The following is a 1,564-nucleotide window of genomic DNA, read 5'->3' as shown; positions in this document are numbered from 1 at the left end:
GGTCGCGGCGGTCGGGCTCGCCGCGCCGACGGGTACGCCGCCGGCCGGCGGTGACCCGACGGCCGGTCTCGCCCCGGGGATGCGCGCGGCGGTACGACTTCGGCTGGCGGCCTCGGCGGCGCTCGGCGTCGCGCTGGTGATCGGCCTGGTCGCGCTGCTCGGCCCGGTGGTCGCCGGTCAGGTCGACGGGCGGCCGGTGGACCCGCGCCGGTACGTGGAGCCACCGCAGGTGCAGACGCTCGACGAGAACCCGCTGATCCGGATCTCCGGGTGGGCGCTGCGACCGGAGCAGAAGCTCCTCGACGTGAGCACGGTGGGCGCCACCCCACCGGCCGGCGGCGCGGACGACCCGACGGCGACCGGCGACGCGGACGACCCGAAGGCGGGCCGCAGCGTACAGATCCGGTTGGCGGTGCTCAGCGACTACGACGGGATCACCTGGCGGGTCGGTGCGACGTACCGCAACGCGGGGCGGATCCTGCCGGCCACCGCGCCGGCCCGGGACAGCACGGTGCAGACCGTTCGGCAGGAGATCACCGTGGCGGAGCTGAGCGGCCGGCTGCTCCCGGCCGTGGCGACGCCGCGCGAGGTCAGCGGGGCGCGGGTGGCGTACGACCCGGCGACGGGGACGCTGATCAGGCCGGAGGGACTGACGCCGGGGCTGCGGTACACGGTGACGTCGGCCCGGGAGCGCCCGGACAACAACCTGCTGGCCACCGCGAACGTGCCGGCCGGCGAGGAGGTGGCCCGGGTGCTGCGGGTCGCCGACGGGGTGCCCGACCCGATGCGCCGGTTGGCGGCGCAGCTCGCCGAGGAGAACGGCGCCCCGTACGCGCGGGCGTCGGCGATCGAGCAGTTCCTGGCCGAGCACTACCGGGTGGTGGCCGACGCGCCGAGCGGGCACGCGTACCCGAACCTGGCCTTCTTTCTCTTCGGTCCGCGCAACGGGGGCGGGCAGCGGGGAACGTCTGAGCAGTTCGCGGCGGCGTTCGCGGTGCTCGGCCGGCTCTCCGGTCTGCCGACGAGGGTGGTGGTCGGCTTCTCCTGCAGTGGGCAGGGGCCGGTGCGGGCCGGTGACGCGTACGCCTGGCCGGAGGTGCTCTTCGACGGGTTGGGCTGGGTGGCGTTCGACCCGCTGCCCCGCCCGGAGAACGAGCCGAGGCCGGTGGAGGAGGACTTCCGCCCGACTCCGGAGGACCCGCCGCCGTCGGAGGCGCCGGCGCCCACCGTGGAGCCCACCGCGTCGCCGGAGCCGGTGGCCGCCCCCGACGGGCCGCCCGCACGAGGTGGCGTGTCCACGCCGGTGCTGGTCGCGGGCGGCAGCGGTGGTCTGCTGCTCGTGGTGGGGGCGCTGCTGCTCACCCTGTTGGCGATGCGTCGCTCCCTCACCCGCAAGCGACTGGCGGGGGGTGACCCCAACCAGCGCATCGCCGGCGCCTGGCGGGAGGTCACCGACGCGTTGCGACTGGCCGGCCGCCCGGTCGGCGACGACCTGGCGGCGACCGAGGTGGCCGCGCAGGCCCGGCAGACCCTGGCCGACGCCCGAGCAGCCACGACCAGAGGC

General features: G+C 76.6%; 1 protein-coding gene. It reads left to right on the top strand.

Translation table 11 applies throughout. From position 1 onward, the window contains the following. On the top strand, positions 1-1,564 hold a 1,564-nt coding region (locus AB0J68_RS32065; protein ID WP_363942615.1), incomplete at both ends, for a transglutaminaseTgpA domain-containing protein.

Source organism: Micromonospora sp. NPDC049580 (assembly GCF_040675595.1).
Classification (GTDB): Bacteria; Actinomycetota; Actinomycetes; order Mycobacteriales; family Micromonosporaceae; genus Micromonospora.
This window is presented reverse-complemented; position numbering and strand designations above follow the sequence as displayed.